16 protein-coding genes and 1 tRNA gene are annotated in these 17525 nt (G+C 60.2%); 10 read left to right on the top strand and 7 right to left on the bottom strand.

Features of this window, described 5'->3' with window-relative positions:
* Positions 1-7: 7 nt before the first annotated feature.
* The 4 genes from ACQ7C1_RS09565 to mepA form a co-directional block, all read right to left on the bottom strand.
* Entirely contained in the window at positions 8-1795 is a 1788-nt protein-coding gene (locus tag ACQ7C1_RS09565) for an ABC transporter ATP-binding protein (RefSeq protein WP_183705435.1), read from the bottom strand.
* Positions 1796-1918: 123 nt separating this feature from the next.
* Positions 1919-2944: a glucokinase gene (locus ACQ7C1_RS09570; protein ID WP_430958116.1), complete on the bottom strand. Its 1026-nt coding sequence runs from the start codon at positions 2942-2944 to the stop codon at positions 1919-1921.
* A gap of 17 nt (positions 2945-2961) precedes the next feature.
* Positions 2962-3342, bottom strand: coding sequence for a methylglyoxal synthase (locus tag ACQ7C1_RS09575; protein ID WP_085776563.1), 381 nt, complete (start codon positions 3340-3342; stop codon positions 2962-2964).
* A gap of 86 nt (positions 3343-3428) precedes the next feature.
* Entirely contained in the window at positions 3429-4502 is a 1074-nt protein-coding gene (mepA, locus tag ACQ7C1_RS09580; protein ID WP_430958117.1) for a penicillin-insensitive murein endopeptidase, read from the bottom strand.
* Between the two features lie 253 nt (positions 4503-4755).
* On the opposite strand from mepA, the gene ACQ7C1_RS09585 reads away from it, so the two are divergent.
* The 7 genes from ACQ7C1_RS09585 to pncB all read left to right on the top strand — a co-directional run bounded on the left by ACQ7C1_RS09585 (position 4756) and on the right by pncB (position 13556).
* Positions 4756-6588 carry an extracellular solute-binding protein gene (locus ACQ7C1_RS09585; RefSeq protein ID WP_430958118.1) on the top strand — a complete coding sequence of 611 codons (1833 nt, stop codon included), beginning with the start codon at positions 4756-4758 and terminating at the stop codon, positions 6586-6588.
* A gap of 151 nt (positions 6589-6739) precedes the next feature.
* Entirely contained in the window at positions 6740-7828 is a 1089-nt protein-coding gene (locus tag ACQ7C1_RS09590; RefSeq protein WP_097600409.1) for a microcin C ABC transporter permease YejB, read from the top strand.
* Complete coding sequence (locus ACQ7C1_RS09595) at positions 7828-8976, top strand: ABC transporter permease (protein WP_430958119.1); 1149 nt, start codon at positions 7828-7830, stop codon at positions 8974-8976. The genes ACQ7C1_RS09590 and ACQ7C1_RS09595 overlap by 1 nt, the downstream gene beginning before the upstream one ends.
* The gene (locus tag ACQ7C1_RS09600; protein ID WP_430958120.1) at positions 8973-10610 is read left to right on the top strand and encodes an ABC transporter ATP-binding protein; all 1638 of its coding nucleotides are present in this window, start codon (positions 8973-8975) and stop codon (positions 10608-10610) included. The genes ACQ7C1_RS09595 and ACQ7C1_RS09600 overlap by 4 nt, the downstream gene beginning before the upstream one ends.
* Before the next feature lie 8 nt (positions 10611-10618).
* Entirely contained in the window at positions 10619-11578 is a 960-nt protein-coding gene (locus ACQ7C1_RS09605) for a 2-hydroxyacid dehydrogenase (RefSeq protein WP_183705421.1), read from the top strand.
* 142 nt (positions 11579-11720) lie between these two features.
* On the top strand, positions 11721-12083 hold the full coding sequence (locus ACQ7C1_RS09610; protein WP_430958121.1) for a hypothetical protein: 363 nt from the start codon (positions 11721-11723) through the stop codon (positions 12081-12083).
* 168 nt (positions 12084-12251) lie between these two features.
* Positions 12252-13556, top strand: a complete 1305-nt coding sequence (pncB, locus tag ACQ7C1_RS09615) for a nicotinate phosphoribosyltransferase (protein WP_085776571.1) — start codon at positions 12252-12254, stop codon at positions 13554-13556.
* On the opposite strand, the gene ACQ7C1_RS09620 is transcribed toward pncB, so the two are convergent.
* Both ACQ7C1_RS09620 and ACQ7C1_RS09625 read right to left on the bottom strand, forming a co-directional pair.
* Positions 13538-13777 (bottom strand): CrpP-related protein, encoded by a 240-nt coding sequence (locus ACQ7C1_RS09620; protein ID WP_085779920.1) that lies wholly within the window; start codon positions 13775-13777, stop codon positions 13538-13540. The two genes, pncB and ACQ7C1_RS09620, sit on opposite strands and share 19 nt — an antisense overlap.
* A 357-nt stretch (positions 13778-14134) precedes the next feature.
* Positions 14135-14344 (bottom strand): KTSC domain-containing protein, encoded by a 210-nt coding sequence (locus ACQ7C1_RS09625; RefSeq protein ID WP_064681543.1) that lies wholly within the window; start codon positions 14342-14344, stop codon positions 14135-14137.
* A gap of 221 nt (positions 14345-14565) precedes the next feature.
* Between ACQ7C1_RS09625 and ACQ7C1_RS09630 the strand changes: the two genes are divergently transcribed.
* The gene (locus ACQ7C1_RS09630; RefSeq protein WP_430958122.1) at positions 14566-15306 is read left to right on the top strand and encodes a hypothetical protein; all 741 of its coding nucleotides are present in this window, start codon (positions 14566-14568) and stop codon (positions 15304-15306) included.
* 274 nt (positions 15307-15580) lie between these two features.
* Here ACQ7C1_RS09630 and ACQ7C1_RS09635 read toward each other — a convergent pair.
* A tRNA-Ser gene (locus tag ACQ7C1_RS09635) sits at positions 15581-15670 on the bottom strand.
* 227 nt (positions 15671-15897) lie between these two features.
* Here ACQ7C1_RS09635 and ACQ7C1_RS09640 point away from each other — a divergent pair.
* Both ACQ7C1_RS09640 and ACQ7C1_RS09645 read left to right on the top strand, forming a co-directional pair.
* The gene (locus ACQ7C1_RS09640; protein ID WP_085776573.1) at positions 15898-16215 is read left to right on the top strand and encodes a hypothetical protein; all 318 of its coding nucleotides are present in this window, start codon (positions 15898-15900) and stop codon (positions 16213-16215) included.
* Between the two features lie 315 nt (positions 16216-16530).
* On the top strand, positions 16531-17523 hold the full coding sequence (locus ACQ7C1_RS09645; protein ID WP_088390641.1) for a BMP family lipoprotein: 993 nt from the start codon (positions 16531-16533) through the stop codon (positions 17521-17523).
* Positions 17524-17525 lie beyond the last annotated feature (2 nt).

The raw sequence follows: 17525 nt of genomic DNA on the forward strand, positions 1-17525 counted from the left end.
CGCCATGTTAGTATGAATCCGAGGCCGAGGGCCTCTGCAGGTTGTTGAGGCGAGCGTAAAGACCGTCGCTGACCTTCGCAAGCGTCTCATGATTGCCCTCCTCGACGACCCGGCCCTGCTGCATGACGACGATCTTGTCGGCGCGCACCACGGTCGAAAGTCGATGGGCAATGACAACGACGGTGCGTCCGGTCATCGCCTCGTCGAGCGCCTTCTGCACGGCGGCCTCGGATTCGGTGTCGAGGGCGGAGGTCGCTTCGTCGAGCAGCAGGATCGGCGCGTTGCGCACCAAAGCGCGGGCGATCGAAAGCCGCTGGCGTTGGCCGCCCGAAAGCGTCACGCCGTTTTCGCCGACAGGGGTATCGTAGCCCTGTGGCTGCGCTGAGATGAAGTCATGCGCATAGGCCAGCCGGGCCGCCCCTTCCACCTCGGCATCGGTCGCTTCCGGCCGGCCGTAGCGGATATTGTCGCGGATCGTGCCCTCGAACAGGTAGGGCTGCTGTGAGACATAGGCGAGCTGGTGGCGCAGCGACTTCTTGGTGACATGGGCAATATCCTGCCCGTCGATCAGGATTTCGCCTTCGCGCGGATCGTAGAAACGCGGAATGAGGCTGATGACGGTGGATTTACCAGCGCCCGACGGGCCGACGAGCGCCGTGGTCGCCCCGCCCTCGGCGACGAAGCTGACGCTGTTCAGCACGCTTTCATTGCCGTAGGCGAAGGACACATTGCGGAATTCGATTCTCGCCTGCGTCACCGTCAACGGCCGGGCATCCGGCAGGTCGCGCTGGCGCGGCTCCATGTCGAGCAATTCGTAGATCATCCGCGCATTGACGACGGCGCGTTCCATCTGCACCTGCAGGCGAGCAAGGCGGCGGGCGGGATCATAGGCAAGCAGCAGCGCCGTCACGAAGGAGAAGAAGGCGCCCGGTGCCACGTTGTAATAGATCGAGCGATAGGCGGCATAGGCGAGCACGCTGGCGACGGCAAAGCCTGCGAAGCTCTCCGTCAGCGGCGAGGTTCGCTCGGAAAGCCGGGCAATCCGGTTCGCCCGGTTTTCGGCGGCCGTGATGAGCTTGTTGACCTTGTTCTCCAGTTCCTCTTCCATCGTAAAGGCTTTGACGATGGCAATACCTTGGATCGTCTCCTGCATGGCCCCCAGCACGTGGCTGTTCAGATGCACGGCCTCACGGGTCGCCGAGCGAAGACGCTTGGAAACATAACGCAGCGCATAGAGCAGCGGCGGCGCCATGACGAACACGGCGAGGCTGAGCAGCGGGTCCTGCAGGACCATCACGCCGATCAGCGAAACGAAGGTCAGGAGGTCGCGCACCGTCGAGGTGATCGTCAGGTTGAGCACGTCACGGATGCCGCTGACGTTCTGGCTCACCTGCGCTGCGATGTGAGCCGAGCGTGCCTCGCTGAAAAAGCCCACGGAAAGCGTCATCAGATGCGCATAGAGGCGGCGCTGATAGCGGGCGACGATATTGTTGCCGACCTTGGAAAGCGCCACGGCCTGGCCATAGCTGGCAAAGCCGCGCAGCACGAAGGCGACGAAGATCGAAAGACAGATGATCCAGACGACATCGGCGCGGCGGTTGGCGAAGGCTTCGTCGATGATCGCCCGCATGATCCAGGCGGTGAATGCCGTCGAAAGCGCCACGACCACGAGGCAGGCGATCGCGAAGACATAACCCCAGAGATGGTCGCGGCCGTTTTCAGCGATGATGCGCTTCAGGATGCCGGTTACGGTATCGCTGCTGACGCTCTGCTTTCTGCTTTCCACGGCTTCCAAATATCAAGCTTCCTGTCCGAGACGGAGCGCGTCCTGAACGTGGCGCGCACTTTGGCCGGCTCTATAAAGAGTTGGGACTGGTTTGGCTAGACCGCGGCGCGGCCCGGTGGGACGTGCGGTGGCTCAGCGCCGCCACCGGCGGCCTTCGGTCGATACGCCGAAATTGGCCGGCATGCGCGCATAGGAGGAAAGCCCTGCGAGCGCCGCCAGCGGATGCGTCACCACATAAGTCGGGATGGTGCGAAGCAGCGCGCTATGCGGCGCCTTGTCCTCGAAAGCCTGGCGGAATTCCGGTTTCTTCAGCGCCGGGAGGATCTTTTGCGAGATGCCGCCGGAGAGGTAGACGCCGCCGCGCGCCATGAACACCATCGCCATGTCGCCTGCCACGCGGCCGAGATAGGTGGCAAACAGCGAAACGGTCTCAACGGCCGCCTTGTCGCTAACCGCCAGCGCGTGCGAGGTGATCTCGGCCGGATCCTTCATCGTCGGCTGGATGCCGTCGGCCACGCAGATGGCGTTGTAGAGATTGACGAGGCCGCGTCCGCAGAGGATCTGTTCGGCCGAAACACGACCTTCGATCGTCTCGACATGCGGAAAGATCTCATAATCGCGCTTGGTGCGCGGCCCGAGATCGATATGGCCGCCTTCGCCGGGAACCGGGATCCAAGTATGCTGGGCATGCACAAGCCCGCCGACGCCGAGGCCGGTACCGGGACCGAGCACAACGCGCGAGGCGACCATATCGCCGGTGGCGCTGCCGATGCGTTCGCGGTTTTCATCCGATAGGGCGGCAATCGCCAGCGCCTGCGCCTCGAAATCGTTGACGACGAGCACATCCTCGATGCCGAGGCCCTCGATCATCGTCTTCGGCCGCACCACCCAGTCGCAATTGGTCAGGGGGATCTCATCGTCGTTGATCGGGCCGGCGACAGCGAGGATCGCCGAGCGCGGCTGCACCGCCGTCTTGTCGAGCACGCCCTTCTGGATCGCTTCGTCGATCGTGGCGAAATCCGCCGTGCGCACGTTCGGAAACTGTTTCGGCTCGGCATAGGCATCGCTGAGGATGGAGAAGCGGGCATTGGTGCCGCCGATATCGCCGATCAGAATCGGGAAGGGAAGCGGAGCGGTGCTGTGGTTGGGTTTGGGCATGGCCGGTTCCGTGCTGATCAGGCTTCGAGGGTGGGTAGGAGCTTTATAGCGGTCGCGAGGTTGAGCGCCATCGGAATGTCGTAGACGATGGCGAGCCGCATCAGCGCCTTCACGTCGACATCATGCGGCATCGGCGTCAGCGGGTCGACGAAGAAAATCAGCGCGTCGACTTCGCCGGTCGAGATCAGCGCGCCGATCTGCTGGTCGCCGCCGAGCGGCCCGCTTTTCAGCCTGATGACGTCGAGATCGGGAGCAGCATCGAGCACCCGACCGCCGGTGGTACCCGTCGCGACGATCTTCCAGTGTGAAAGAAGGTCCTGATTGGCGCGGGCGAAAGCCGCCATGTCGTCCTTCTTCTGGTCATGCGCGATCAGCGCAAGGCATTTGCTGCCGGCCATGAAGTGAATCTCCGCCCCAACAATTCAATCGATTTGATCGCTTTATACCAAGTGTTTGCGATTTGAAAGACAGCGCCTCTGCCCCTTCATTGGACCGCCGGCTTGTCGTTCGGCAACGGACCGACATCCGGCAACCCCTCGTCGTCATCAGCCGGCGCGGCTGCCGGAACGGCGGCGAGCGCGCTTGCAGCGGAAGGCCCACCATAAGTGGCGGCTTGCATCGAAGCGACGGAAGCGGCATCGAGCACAGCGGCGCAGGCCTTCGGCAGGTCGGACACCATCATCTCACGCGGCGGCTTCGGCGGCTTGGCGCCGGGCTTGGGCGGTTTCGGTGGCGCCCAAGGCGCCGGTGTGAACCAATAGGCGAGCGACTTGTCGCAGCCGTCTCCGGCGGGCACCGGGGCTTGCGGCGTACATCCGGCAGCACCGAGCGGGCATTTGATGCGGATGTGGAAATGCGAGTCATGGCCGTATATCGGCCGGAGCTTACCAAGGTTGGTACGGTCGCCGGTCCAGGTGTCGCACATCTTCTTCTTGATCGCCGGATTGACGAAGATGCGCTCCACTTCGGGATAGCTCGCCGCCAGCATCAGGAGCCGCGCCCGCGATTCCGTCCATACCTTCGGGTTGACGGTGAGGAACTTGTCCTTCTGCAGCATGCTTGTGAAGGGCAGGTCCTCGCGCTCCTCAGCCGTCATGCGGCGCGCCGGCATCGGGGTGAACCAGATATCGGCATCGAGGCCGATCTGGTGCGAGGAATGGCCGTTGAGCATCGGCCCGCCGCGCGGCTGGGCGACATCGCCGACAAGGATGCCCGGCCAGCCGGCATATTTGACCGCATCCTGCGAGAACCGTTCCAGGAGCGCAATCATCGCCGGGTTGCCCCAGCGGCGATTGCGCGAAAGCCGCATCGCCTGCCATGTCGGCCCGTCGGTCGGCAGCGCCACCGCGCCGGTCATGCAGCCCTTTGCATAAAAGCCGATCGGCTGCGCCGGCCCCTGCGTCGGCAGGCTGATGCCTGCGAACAGCGCCTTGGCGCTGCCTGGGCTTGGCGTCTTCTGCTCGGCGCCGACGTCGCCGGCCGCAAGGCCGGCACCGATCGCGCCGGCAATTGCTAGTTTGCCGAATGTCCTGAAAGCTTGAGCGAAGCCGAATGCCATGCTGTTCCCTTGAGCCGCTGCTGAAGTGATTTGCGTTCGAATCTATCGTGAAAAGCGATTTTGGTGAATCGATGATTTGGCGGACGAACGCAGCACGAGCCGGTGACGGATCGCCGCGGCGCCCAAGCACTGCGTTCCTGACGGGAACTGGCGGCTCAAAATTTCGCGAGCTGGCCAAAAACCAAACTCTCTCCTGTTTTTCGCCCCTATTTCTCGTATTGTCGAATCCATCAATATTCAGGGGAATGCGTGAATGGCGACTTTGTGGTCGAAAATCGGTCTGTTTCTATCGCTTGCGGGTGCTTTGACGCCTTTGACGGCAATGGGGGAAGAGCAGCCGTTTCAGATCGGAAGCTCGGTCATCAGCGAAATGAAATACAAGCCGGGCTTTGCTCATTTCGACTACGTCAATCCAAATGCCCCAAAGGGCGGAGATCTGCGCCTTTCCGCGAGCGGCGCCTTCGACACCTTTAATCCGCTCCTTGCAAAAGGTCAGACAGCGGTAGGCCTGACGCTCGTATTCGACACGTTGATGAAGCCCGCCGATGACGAGCTGCTTGTGTCCTACGGCCTGCTCGCCGAAGGACTGTCCTTTCCCGCAGACGTTTCGAGTGCGACCTTTCGCCTGCGCAAAGAGGCGAAATGGGCGGATGGGCAGCCGGTGACGCCCGAAGATGTCATTTTCAGCCTGGATAAGACCAAGGAGCACAATCCCGCCACCGCAAACTACTATCGCCACGTGGTAAAGGCCGAAAAGACCGGCGATCGCGACGTCACCTTCACTTTCGACGAGAAGAACAACCGCGAGCTTCCGAATATTCTCGGCCAGTTGGTCGTCGTGCCGAAACATTGGTGGGAGGGGCAGGGACCGGACGGCAAGCCGCGCGACATCTCAAAGACGACGCTCGAACCAGTGATGGGTTCAGGGCCCTACAAGATCGCGTCCTTCTCGCCCGGAGCGGCGATCCGCTATGAACTGCGTGACGACTATTGGGGCAAGGATCTCAATGTGAATGTCGGCCAGAACAATTTCCGCAACGTCATCTACACCTATTTCGGTGATCGGGACGTCGAATTCGAAGCCTTTCGCGCCGGCAACAGCGACTTTTGGCAGGAGACGACGGCTGCCCGCTGGGCGACGGGATATGATTTTCCCGCCGTCAAGGAAGGTCGCCTCAAGAAGGAAGAGGTTGCAAATCCGCTGCGCTCCACCGGCATTCTGCAGGCTCTGGTACCCAATATGCGGCGTGACCTCTTTAAGGACGAGCGCGTCCGCGAGGCACTGAATTACGGTTTCGATTTCGAGGAGCTGAACCGCACGGTTGCCTTCAACAGCTACAAGCGCATCGACAGTTATTTCTGGAACACCGAGCTCGCCTCCTCCGGCCTGCCCCAGGGTCGTGAACTTGAAATACTGCAGAGCATGAAGGACAAGGTTCCGCCGGAGGTTTTCACGACACCCTATACCAATCCCGTTGGCGGTGATCCGCAGAAAAGCCGCGACAACCTCCGAAAGGCGATTGCTCTTCTGAAAGAAGCCGGCTGGGAGTTGAAGGGCAATCGCATGGTCAATACCAAGACCGGCCAGCCAATGAGTTTCGAGATATTATTGTCGAGCCCCATGTTGGAGCGCTGGGCAGTGCCTTATGCCAGCAATCTCAAGAAAATCGGCATAGATGCGCGAGTTCGGACAGTCGACGCTTCGCAAGCTGTCAACCGCGAACGCAGCTTTGACTTCGATATGATCTGGAATGTCTGGGCGGAGACAATGAATCCGGGCAACGAGCAAGCCGAGTATTGGGGATCCGGCTCTGTCAACCAGCAGGGTTCTCGCAACTACGCGGGGATCGCCAATCCAGCCGTCGATGAGCTCATCCGCATGATTATCTTCGCGCCGAACCGCAATGAACAGGTCGCTGCGATCAAGGCAATGGACCGAGTCTTGCTCGCAAACCATTACGTCATCCCCCTGTTCTACCGCGATACCGTTAATATCGCCTATTGGAACACAGTAACGCACCCTGCCGAGTTCCCGGCCTACAGCCTTGGCTTCCCCGATGCCTGGTGGTCGACCTCGGCAAAATGAGCGGGCTTGCAATGCTGGGGCTCTGGGCTCCAAATGGCACGAGCGAATCACGGAGAAGCCGGCAGGGCCGGCAAGGGAAGGCTGGCGGATTGAGCGGCATTCGACTGGACGGCAGGCAGACAATAAGAAGATTTCCGGAGGCTGAAGGCTGATGGGCGCCTATGTCATTCGCCGCCTGCTTTTGATGATACCGACGATCGTCGGCATCATGGCAATTTCCTTCATTGTCGTTCAATTTGCCCCCGGCGGCCCGGTCGAGCAGGTGATTGCCCAGCTGACCGGCCAGGCCGACAGCGCCGATCAGCGCCTGTCCGGCGGCGGCGATCTGCTCGGTGGCGGCGGCAGCGACGAAGGCTCGAAATATCGCGGCGCCCAGGGGCTCGATCCGGAGCTGATCGCCAAGCTCGAAAAACAGTTCGGCTTCGACAAGCCGCCGTTGACGCGATTTGGCGAGATGATGTGGAATTACATCCGCTTCGATTTCGGCGAGAGCTTCTTCCGCAATACCTCCGTGCTCGACCTCATCAAGGAGAAACTGCCGGTGTCGATCTCGCTCGGCATCTGGATCCTGATCTTCTCTTATGCGATTTCCATCCCGCTCGGCATTCGCAAAGCAGTCAGGGACGGGTCGACCTTCGACGTCTGGACCTCGGGCGTCATCGTCGTCGGTTATGCCGTTCCGAGCTTCCTCTTCGGCATTCTGCTCATCGTGCTTTTCGCCGGCGGCTCCTTTTACGACTGGTTCCCGCTGCGCGGCCTCGTTTCCGACAATTTCGGTGAGCTCGCCTGGTGGCAGAAGCCGCTCGACTATTTCTGGCACCTCACCCTGCCGCTGATCTCGCTTTCGCTCGCCGCCTTCGCCACCACGACGCTTCTGACCAAGAATTCCTTCATCGAGGAGATCAAGAAGCAATATGTCGTCACCGCCCGCGCCAAGGGCCTGAACGAGCGGCAGGTGCTCTACGGGCATGTTTTCCGCAATGCCATGCTGATCATCATCGCCGGTTTTCCCGGCGCCTTCATCTCCGCCTTCTTCACCGGATCACTGCTGATCGAAAATATCTTCTCGCTCGATGGCCTGGGACGCCTCGGCTACCTCTCGGTGGTCAACCGGGATTATCCGATCGTCTTCGCGACACTCTACATTTTCTCGCTGCTCGGTCTGTTCGTCAGCCTGATTTCCGACCTGATCTATACCTGGATCGATCCGCGCATCGATTTCGAGCGGAGGGATGTCTGATGGACGCGGCCGCCAATCCCGTCACCGCGACCCCCGTCAAGCCACCGCGCAAGGGGCTGCTGTCGCCGACCAATATCCGTCGATGGAAGAATTTCCGGGCGAATGGCCGCGGCTATTGGTCGCTGTGGCTTTTCCTGCTGCTGTTCGTGCTCAGCCTTTTCGCGGAATTCCTCGCCAACGACCGGCCGATCATCGCCTCCTATAAGGGCGAGATCCTGTTTCCGGTGTTGATCGACTATCCCGAGGAGAAATTCGGCGGCTTCCTCGCCGAAACCGACTACCGCTCCTCGGTGATAGCAGATGAGATCAATGCCAATGGCTGGATGATCTGGCCGCCGATCCATTATTCCTATCGCTCGGTCAACTCGAACATTCCGCATTCGGCGCCGACGCCCCCCTTCTGGCTGATGACCAAGGAGGAGCGTTGCTCCGGTTATCCGCAAGGGGTGAACGATCCCGGCTGCACGCTCGGCAATCTCAACTGGCTCGGCACCGATGACCAAGCGCGTGACGTGCTGGCGCGCGTCATCTACGGCTTCCGCATATCGGTGCTGTTCGGCCTGGCGTTGACCATCTGCTCGGCGATCATCGGCGTCACGGCAGGGGCGGTGCAGGGCTATTTCGGCGGCCTGACCGATCTCTTGCTGCAGCGCTTCATCGAAATATGGTCGTCGATGCCTGTGCTTTATATCCTGCTCATTATCGCCGCGATCCTGCCGCCCGGCTTCTTCGTGCTGCTCGGAATCATGCTGCTCTTCTCCTGGGTCAGCTTTGTCGGCGTCGTGCGCGCAGAGTTCCTGCGCGCCCGCAATTTCGAATATGTCCGCGCCGCCCGTGCGCTCGGCGTCAACAACCGCACCATCATGTGGCGCCACCTGCTGCCGAACGCCATGGTGGCGACGCTCACCTTTCTGCCCTTCATTCTCTCAGGCTCGATCACGACGCTGACCTCGCTCGATTTCCTCGGCTTCGGCATGCCGCCCGGCTCCCCTTCGCTCGGCGAGATGATCGCCCAGGGCAAGACCAACCTGCAGGCGCCTTGGCTCGGGCTGACGGCCTTCTTCACCATGTCGATCATGCTTTCTCTTTTGATCTTCATCGGCGAAGCCGTGCGCGACGCCTTCGATCCGAGGAAGACGTTTCAATGAGTGACATGACAGAACCGCTCCTCTCCGTCCGCGATCTCTCGGTTGCCTTCCACCAGGGCGGCGAAGCCTCGCTTGCCGTCGATCGCATCTCCTTCGATATTGCCAAGGGCGAGGTCGTGGCGCTCGTCGGCGAATCCGGCTCCGGCAAGTCGGTCTCGGCCAATTCGATCCTGCGGCTTTTGCCTTATCCCTCTGCAAGTCATCCCTCCGGCGAAATCCTGTTCAAGGGCCAGGACCTGTTGAAGGCATCCGAGCGGGCGTTGCGGGAGGTGCGCGGCAACGACATCACCATGATCTTCCAGGAGCCGATGACCTCGCTCAATCCGCTTCATACGATCGAGAAGCAGATTGCCGAGATCCTCGCCCTGCACCAGGGGCTCACCGGCCAGGCGGCGCGGGTGCGCGTGCTGGAACTGTTGAACCAGGTCGGCATTCGCGAGCCTGAGAAGCGGCTAAAGGCCTATCCGCACGAACTCTCCGGCGGTCAGCGCCAGCGCGTCATGATCGCCATGGCGCTCGCCAACCGGCCGGAACTGCTGATCGCCGACGAACCGACAACAGCGCTCGACGTCACGGTGCAGGCGCAGATCCTCGAGCTTCTCCGGCAATTGAAGGCGGCACACGGCATGTCGCTGCTGTTCATCACCCACGATCTCGGCATCGTCCGCAAATTCGCCGATCGCGTCTGCGTGATGACCAAGGGCAGGATCGTCGAGACCGGAACCGTCGAAGAGGTCTTCGCCAATCCGAAGCATGACTATACCCGCCATCTTCTGGCCTCGGAGCCGCGCGGCGAGCCGCCGCTTGCCGATCCGTCGAAGCCGGTGGTGATGGAAGGCTCGGATATCCGCGTCTGGTTCCCGATCAAGGCGGGGCTGATGCGCCGCGTCGTCGATCATGTGAAGGCGGTCGACGGCATCGATCTTTCGCTGCGCGCCGGCCAGACGCTCGGCGTCGTCGGCGAATCCGGTTCGGGCAAGACCACGCTCGGGCTTGCCCTCACCCGTCTGATCTCGTCGCAGGGACGGATTGCCTTTGTCGGTAAAGATATAGCCGGTTATTCTTTCAGCGAAATGCGACCATTGCGCAACCAGCTGCAGATCGTCTTCCAGGACCCCTACGGGTCGCTCAGCCCGCGCATGTCGGTCGGCGATATCATTGCCGAAGGGCTGAAGGTGCATGAGCGAGCCTTGAGCGCCGAGGAGCGCGACCAGCGTGTCTGCTGGGCGCTGGAGGAGGTAGGCCTCGATCCGCTGACCCGCTGGCGCTATCCGCATGAATTTTCAGGCGGCCAGCGCCAGCGAATCGCCATAGCTCGCGCCATGGTGCTGAAACCCCGTTTCGTCATGCTCGACGAGCCGACATCCGCGCTCGACATGAGCGTGCAGGCGCAGGTGGTCGACCTGCTGCGCGATCTGCAGAAGAAGCACGACCTCGCCTATCTCTTCATCAGCCACGACCTGAAGGTGGTGAAGGCGCTCGCCAACGACGTCATCGTCATGCGTTTCGGCAAGGTGGTGGAGCAGGGACCGTCCGCGGAAATCTTCCGCGCGCCGAAGGACGATTACACCAAGGCACTCATGGCGGCCGCCTTCAACATTGAGGCGGTGCCGACGCCCGCCGTGCAGCAGTAAAGAAGATCATGTCAGTTCGTCCTCCCGTCCTCGTCGATATCAAGTTCAACCCCGAAGGTGTCGCCCGCGTCCTGAAGACGGCCTTTGCCGACCGCGGCAGCATCAATCTGGCCGATCCCGCCAATCGCGAGCGTGATTTCAGCGAAACGGAATACGCGCTTCTCTGGAAGCCGGATGCCGATCTCTTTCGACGCGCGCCGAACCTCAAGGTGATCTTCTCGGGTGGTGCCGGCGTCGATCACATCATCGGTATGGCCGGCTTGCCTGACGTTCCGATTGTCCGTTTCGTCGACCGCAGCCTGACCACCCGCATGAGCGAATGGGTCGTCATGCAGTGCCTGATGCATCTGCGCGGCCAATATGCCCATGACGTCAAGCAGCGGCGGCGCGAATGGGCCAAATTGATTGCGCCGGAAGCGGCGGAGGTGACCATCGGCGTCATGGGGCTCGGCATTCTGGGCCTGGATGCGGTCGCCAAGCTGAAAGTGATGGGTTTCAACGTCATCGGCTGGTCGCGCACCCGCAAAACAATCGAGGGCGTCGAGACCTTCGACGCGGGCGAACTGGACCGGTTTCTTGCCAAAACCGACATTCTGGTCGGCCTGCTGCCGCTGACGCCTGAGACGACCGGCTTCTATAATAGCGGGCTATTTAAGAAGCTCCGCCGCGATGGTGCGCTCGGACAGCCGGTCTTCATCAATGCCGGCCGCGGCAAGAGCCAGATCGAGACCGACATCGTCTCGGCCATCAGGGAAGGGACCCTCGGCGGCGCTTCTCTCGACGTTTTCGAAGTGGAGCCGCTCGCCGCCGACAGCCCGTTGTGGGAATTGGAGAATGTGTTCATCACCCCGCATGACGCGGCGGTCTCCGAAGAGAATGCGCTGTTCCGCCATGTCGAGATGCAGATCGCACGTTTTGAGCGCGGCGAGCCGCTGCAGTTCGTGATCGATCGCGCCGCCGGTTATTAGCGGCATCTCGCGCCAAAGCTGCGGCGGTTTGGCTATTCCAAGATCGCGGCACGTTTGAGCCCGGAACCTTCCAGACGGCCACCCGTTTTCCTTGCGAAGTTCTTTGCGGCCAGATCGGCCGCCAAGGCAGCGGAAGGAGACGATGATGGCGCATCAGACCGAAACACGCTGGGAAAAATCCGACGGAAAGCTTCACAAGGAACAGCAAATCCCGCCGGTCAAGGCAAAGCAGGGGCGTATGGGTTACCGTATCCTGACCGTGCTGCTCGTGGCGCTGATCCTTGCCTTCGTGGTCTGGATTCCAGTCGAGATCTGGGGCCGCCGCGAGGCGAACGAGGTGGCGCCGCAGCAGCCCGGCCAACAGCTTCAGCAGCAGCAATCCGACGCAGCACCCGCGCCGACGATGCAGAATGGCAATGCGGGTCCAACCGAGACGCCGGCAACGGCGCCTGCCCCTAATAGCGCGCCTGCGGCACCGGCCCAGCCTGCGGCACCGGCCCAATAGGCCTTTGGCAGACGATCTCCCGCATCCCGCCGCCACGCTGCGGCGGGATGTTTATGTTTTGTCTGGACTTTCTCCGCCGATTTTTCGATAAGAAGGCGCACGAGCCGGTTTCGTGCGCCGGCCCGGAACTTGGCAGCACCTGACCGGAGTGGACAGGGCAGGAATCTCATGGCCAAGACCGATATCGCGAGACGCGTCTACAATCACGCCTGGAAACTCGACCCGATCATCCGCAGCCTGATCGATACCGACTTCTATAAGCTGCTGATGCTCCAGATGATCTGGAAGCTCTATCCTGATGTGAACGCCTCCTTCACCCTCATCAACCGCACCAAGCGCGTGCATCTCGCCGAAGAGATCGATGAAGGCGAACTGCGCGAACAGCTCGACCACGCCCGCACGCTGCGGCTCTCCAAGAAGGAGATGATATGGCTGGCGGGTAACAGTTTCTACGGCCGCGCGCAGATCTTCGAGCCGGAATTCCTTGCCTGGCTGTCCAACTTCCAGCTTCCCGAATACGAGCTGTCGAAGAAGGAGGGGCAATATGTGCTGGACTTCCATGGGTCCTGGAAGGAAACCACCATGTGGGAGATCCCGGCACTTGCCATCGTCAACGAGCTGCGTTCGCGCTCGGCGATGAGGGCGCTCGGTCCCTTTACCCTCGATGTGCTCTATGCGCGTGCCAAGGCAAAGATGTGGTCGAAGGTAGAACGGCTGAAGGAATTGCCGGGCCTGCGCATCTCCGATTTCGGCACTCGCCGCCGTCACAGTTTTCTCTGGCAGCGCTGGTGCGTCGAGGCGCTGAAGGAAGGTATCGGTCCGGCCTTCACCGGCACCAGCAATGTCTTGCTGGCGATGGATTCCGATCTCGAGGCGGTCGGCACCAATGCCCACGAGCTGCCGATGGTGGCAGCCGCCCTGGCGCAGACCGATGAGCAGCTGCGCAACGCCCCTTACAAGATCCTGCGCGACTGGAACAAGCTCTATGGCGGCAACCTGCTGATCGTCCTGCCGGACGCCTTCGGCACCGCAGCCTTCCTGCGCGACGCCCCCGAATGGGTCGCCGACTGGACCGGCTTCCGTCCGGACAGCGCGCCGCCGATCGAAGGCGGTGAAAAGATCATCGACTGGTGGAAGAAGATGGGCCGCGATCCGCGCCAGAAGCTGTTGATCTTTTCCGACGGCCTCGATGTCGACGCCATCATCGACACTTACCGGCATTTCGAAGGTCGCGTGCGCATGAGCTTCGGCTGGGGCACCAACCTGACGAATGATTTTGCCGGCTGTGCGCCGACGGAAATCTCAGGCCTCAATCCGATCTCGATCGTCTGCAAGGTCAGCGACGCCAACGGCCGCCCGGCGGTAAAACTCTCCGACAACCCGCAGAAGGCGACGGGCGAGCCGGCCGAAGTCGAACGCTACCTGAAATTCTTCGGCGCCGAAGATAGGGTCGATCAGACCGTCCTGGTATAGGCTCGAGGTGAAGCGCGGCCATCACGGGGTACCTCGATGTGCCCCGCCATCGCATCCTCGATCGACCAGCCGAAGCGCCAGGCGTCGAACATCGAATACCATTCCTGAAAATCGGTGATCGGCAGCACATCCGGCTTCGACATCGGATTGTCGGCCAGGCTGCGGCCACGAGCACGGTCGCGCACGCCGCGCTCCTGCATCTCAAGCAGATTCTCGAACATCATGACCCGGCCTCCCGTTCCATGGGTTTATGCAATCATGCTAATGAAGCATTGTCGAGTCCGGATGTGAGCATTCCGGTTTTTCACAGGATTAGCCCCAATTGGCTATTTCGAGGCGATTACAACCCGACCTCGGATCGATCCGGCGAAACGGATGGGGTGACGGGGAGGCTCGGCTTCCTGGCTGGGGTCCGCCACCAAGCCTCCCGGCTGACCGAATCTCTGAAAGCGGCAGCACTGATAGAGTGCCGCTTTCTGCTCGGGCTGATCCAACTGTGATGAAGGCGAGAGTTAACCGGGGATTAATATCCACCGGCACTGTCTCAATCCGACGCAATCCCGGCCGTGCCGACGGTTTCAGGCAGCCAGTCTGCGAAACCGCGTCCTGATCCGGTCGAGATAATAATGTCCGGGAGACGGCGCCGCCGTCATCGCATGGGCTTCCGAAGAGGGCACGCCCTCGAACAGACGCTCCTCGCCATTCTTGAAACAGATCCTGAGCCGCCCGTCTTCCTGGCTGAAATAGACGGATTTGATGATCTTCGACTTCACCGAAAGTTCTTCCACCTGTTTTACCTCTGTTTTGGGTTTGCCAGAAGCCTAAACCCAAACGTGCAAAGACGCGGTGAAGCAGCGTGGTAAAAATTCAGGAATCTTTGCGGTGTGCTGTCAACCTCCGACATATTCCGGGTTCGCCAGCACGTTGATGACCGTCCCGCATTTGACAGCCTTATATTTTGATGACGATATCTTCGACTCAGCAACGACGGCGGATGGCAGGGGTGATAATGCTACGTGAAACGATTTCCTTCATAAGATATAATTTATTTCTCGTTTGTTTATTTGTCACAATGAGCTGTGCAATAATATTATTTTCAGAGTACAACGAAAGTAGTGGTGTTGGTTCTACTCAGTTCTTTATTGCGTTATATACAGGATTTTGTGTCCAAAATGCGATATTGAGCGGAACCGGGCGAGTGCAACTCAACCGGGGCATGGCCGGGTTTGGCAGCTACATCTGGAAAAATATTCTTATCCTGCTAGTCGTAATAGGTATCGGAATCGGCGTTCCTCTTGCATTCGGCGCTGTTTCTTTCTCGAGGGGTGCATTGGTACTGCTATGCGGCGGGCTGTTCGCAATTTTCTATCCGTTGCTCCTCGCTCTTGTCGGAACTTGGCCGACTGCTGGAATAGCGGGCTCAACTAGCGGGCTTGCAGAGGCCTTTGCCGGGGGGCGGCGTAATTTCCTTCCAACCTTTTTGCGCCTGTTTGCGGGGATGATTCTTCCTCCCATTGTTTCGTTTCTATTGATAGCCATAGCGGCGTCGATGTCATACGAAGCGGATGCTGTCTTTCAGGGTGGTAAAATAAGCCTCATTACATTGGCGCTCCTTATTGTTTCGCAAAGCATGCAGACATTTGGAATCTGCTATGCCTCCACGGTTCTGGCTCACAAATTTCAGATGTCCGAAGGAGGACCTCAAGGGGGGACAGTCCCAGCGACAAATGTCTCGGAGATATTCGAATAGAGTCTGGCTATCGTCACGCTGATCCCATCGTCGGCAGCATCGGCGACCGTACAGCTAAATAGGTTCGGCTGCTCAAGTGCCTGCCAACTTCCGGTCTGGTGTCGATCAGACCGTGGTTGGGAGGGAATGGGTCTCTTCCGACGCCCAGCTACGGGTCGTTCATCGCGGTGGATGTCGGCGGGCACGCAGTTTCGGCTGCTACCGCATGCAATTGGAGTCTCGCGAGACTTGACGGCCTGCTAAAGAGAAAGCAGCAACGGTTATTAGCGAAAAATGGCGGACAGAGAGGGATTCGAACCCTCGGTACGCTTTCACGTACACACGCGTTCCAGGCGTGCGCCTTAAACCACTCGGCCACCTGTCCTTTGGCGTTCGCGCCCGGATAGGAGCAAATCGTCGGAACGGCGCGATATATACCGATGAATTTTTGCCGATCAACCCAAATCTAACAGTTTTTTGACTTCTTCCGATAAAACTCCGCTCGGCCCATCCCATTGTGCTTCACCTCAGCGATGACTATGTAATTCTCAAGGTGGAGAATGGCGCGGGCTCGCCGGAATTGTCCGGCATATCGAAGCGTCGGAGGGATTGATGCGTTTCCTGTTGCGTCTGGCGAGTCTTGTCGCACTTGCGGCAGCCGTTATTGCCGGGACCATCGATTCGATCCAATCGGTTGCCGCCTCCGCCGTGATCATGACGCCGATGTCGGATGCCTGGCAGGATGTGAGCCCGGACACACTGACGTCGCTGCAATCCGCGCTTTCCTACTATATCCACCCGCGCTTCTATGCCTTCATCTTTCAGTGGCTGATGCTCCAGCCGGCCTTTGCGGTTTTTCTTGTGATCGCGCTGCTTCTTTGGATGGTCGGCTACAAGAAGCCGCCGGTGGCCGGCCGTTTCACGGCATAGGCAAGCTGGTCTTGCCGCTGCGGCTCGGCCGAAGATTCGGTCGCCGCCGGTCTTTCGGTGATCCCAACATGGCTGTCGGATTGCCGGGAAATTTTGCATCCCGGCAGCGGAAATGTCCAAAAATCAGCCCGGGAGAACTGATTTTCAGCAATCGCTGCAAATCTTTACCGCCTGAAAAATTTCTGGTGAATTTTTCTGTGAGCCATGCAAGGATGCGCGCAGCCAGGCCTCCGGGGGGAGGTCGGTGGTTCCGCAGACATGCCCAAAAGGGCTTGCGGGAGGACCCCTAATGAATAGCAACAACAGGGCTGCACAATGAAAAAATCCCTTCTCACTCTCCTTGCCGTGGCTGCCATGTCGACGACGGCGCTTGCCGCCGATGTTAAGCCGGCGCTGGTTTACGGCACCGGCGGGAAGTTCGATAAGTCTTTCAACGAAGCGGCCTATAACGGCGCCGAGAAGTTCAAGGCCGAGACCGGCATCGCCTATCGCGATTTCGAGCCGACCGGCGACACCCAGGGCGAACAGGCCATCCGCAACTTCGCAAGCCGCGGTTTCAACCCGGTGGTCGCCGTCTCCTTCGCCTGGACCTCGGCTATCGAGAAGGTCGCAGCCGAATTCCCGGATACCAAATTCATCATCGTCGACTCCGTCGTCGACAAGCCGAACGTCCGCTCGGTCGTCTACAAGGAAGAAGAAGGCTCCTACCTGGTCGGCATTCTCGCCGGCATGGCCTCCAAAACCGGCAAGGTCGGCTTCGTCGGCGGCATGGACATTCCGCTGATCCGCAAATTCGAATGCGGTTATGAGCAGGGCGCGCGCGCTGCCAAGGCCGATATCCAGGTCTTCCAGAACATGACCGGCACCACCGGTGCCGCTTGGAACGATCCGGTTCGTGGCGGCGAGCTCACCAAGAACCAGATCGATCAGGGCGCCGATGTCATTTACGCGGCTGCCGGCGCCACCGGCCTTGGTGTTCTGCAGACCGCCGCCGACAACAAGAAGCTGTCGATCGGCGTCGATTCCAACCAGAACCATCTGCATCCGGGCTCGGTCCTGACCTCGATGGTCAAGCGCGTCGACCTCGCCGTCTACAACGCCTACACCGACACCAAGAACGACAAGTTCACCGCTGGCGTTCAGGCCCTCGGCGTCAAGGAAGATGGTGTTGGCGCCGCGATCGACGACAACAACAAGTCGCTGATCACGCCGGAAATGCAGGCCGCCGTCGACAAGGCCAAGGCCGATATCATCGCCGGAACCGTCAAGGTTCACGATTACACATCGGACAACGCTTGCCCGAAGTGATC

It is taken from the genome of Rhizobium sp. Nf11,1 (assembly GCF_050587665.1).
GTDB lineage: Bacteria > Pseudomonadota > Alphaproteobacteria > Rhizobiales > Rhizobiaceae > Rhizobium.